We start from the raw sequence: 1,822 nt of genomic DNA, 5'->3' as shown, positions 1-1,822 counted from the left end.
TATCTAGAGAATATATACATCCGATAAGTGTTATTATTCCATATAAAGAATATCCCAACCCCAGCGTCAATTCTTTAAAGAACTGATAAAATATAATATTAAACAAAGCGTTAACAATTAAACCCAACGTCATTATTATCATTACTTTTTTATTTTTAAATTGTGCATTCAAAGCCTTTATTAATACATAACTTATGACATTTGCCCAAAGCCCGAGAGACATTCCCTGCAGAATATTGGTAGTAACAGCTATTGAAGTAGAATCAAACTTCCCTCTAGCAAACAATATCGTGACAACCAGATTTGCATGAATACCCAAAAACAATGAGACAGGCACAGCAAAAATCATCAATAAGCTAAAGGTATCAATGAGTCTTGACTTTATATGTTCAGACTGTAATCCTCCCCAACTAGCTAGTCCAGCCAACGCAACTGGTGTCGATACTACTAATAAAAGTGTTTCAGTGATAAATTTTGCATAGTCCAACGCAGATACTGCCGTAATACTTATCAATGTTGCTACTGCGCGTTCAATAGCGATATTCCCTTGATATAGGAATGGCAAAAAAATCAGTGGCTTTAGTGTTTTCCAAAAAACAAAAATAACATTTTTTAAAATTTTATTATCAATTTCACTGGGAAAAACTAAGATTCCTTTATTTATTCCTCTAATTAAAACCCAGATAAAGAAAACCAAATAACTGAATGTAAACCCCCATGCAAGATAGATAGGATTACCTATTACATAAGCAAACAGCGCGCCCAATAACATGCCAAAATTTTGTATTGAAGGTCGCATAGACATAGGAAGAAAGTCATCATGAGCCATTTCTACATAATTTATTAATGCTGAACTAAGATAAAGTGTTATACCCAGACTCATTATTATAAGCATTGACCTGGATAGGTTTCTTGTCCTTTCATCTAGACCAGGTGCAATGATATTAAGCCAAAAGTCTACAAATAGAATTGCGCTGGAAGTTAAGATCACAGAAAATATAAGGAAAATGATCTGCATTGACCAAAAAAAAAGCTGTCCTTTATTCTCGCTTTCAGAATGAAACTTTTTATAAAGAGGAATAAAAGCTGTCAAACTATCGCTCACCAGGAAATTTACCGGGACCAAAGTCCCGGTTTGCGCTACTCGGTACGCACCGTTAATATATCCAGTACCAAATAGTGCAGCCACAATAACTTCTCTGATAAGACCCAAAGCTTTAGACAGTAAATTCCCACTAATTAATGAAACTATTGCCTTCCTCACAAGTTAAGTCCTTCATTTAAATATTTTTTTCAATGAAATTTTGGTACTTAGCTGCAGCATATTTTAATGAGTACTCATCGGGTAGATAGCAAAGCTTATTTTTTGAATCATTAATTAGTAAACTTTCTATCTTATTTGCGGCAACTTGATAGTTTAAGGGGTCAACCAGATGGATATCTTTTGATTTGAACAGCTTAACTTGACTTGATAATACTATTGGCAATCCCACTGCAGAAGCTTCTAAAACATTTAAAGGCAGCCCTTCTATGCGGTTAGTTAAAAATAAAAAAACGTCACATATTGATTCAACCTTTGCCAATTCCTCTCTTTTTAAAGCTCCCAAAAACTTAATATAATCATTAGCACCAAGATTATTAACCAAACTCTTCAACTTAAATTCTTCTGGTCCATTACCAACGATAATATAAACAAAATCATTTTTATTACTTAATAACTCTATTGTTTGAATACAATTATAAACACCCTTTTGAGGGTGTAATCGGCAAGCGGTTAAGATAATTTTCTTATCATGAGGAATGTTATAGTAATCCTTTATTT

Annotated in this window: 2 protein-coding genes; both read right to left on the bottom strand. The window is 33.3% G+C overall.

The window, feature by feature from the left end; genetic code table 11:
* Positions 1-1,189 (bottom strand): lipid II flippase MurJ (locus J1779_RS00165; protein ID WP_338019841.1); only part of this gene is annotated, 1,189 nt, incomplete at its 3' end.
* Positions 1,190-1,280: 91 nt separating this feature from the next.
* Positions 1,281-1,822 (bottom strand): glycosyltransferase (locus J1779_RS00160; protein WP_217202535.1); only part of this gene is annotated, 542 nt, incomplete at its 5' end.

The organism is Rahnella rivi, assembly GCF_019049655.1.
GTDB lineage: Bacteria > Pseudomonadota > Gammaproteobacteria > Enterobacterales > Enterobacteriaceae > Rahnella > Rahnella rivi.
Note: the sequence above shows the minus strand (reverse complement) of the source record. Positions and strands in the feature narration are given on the sequence as shown.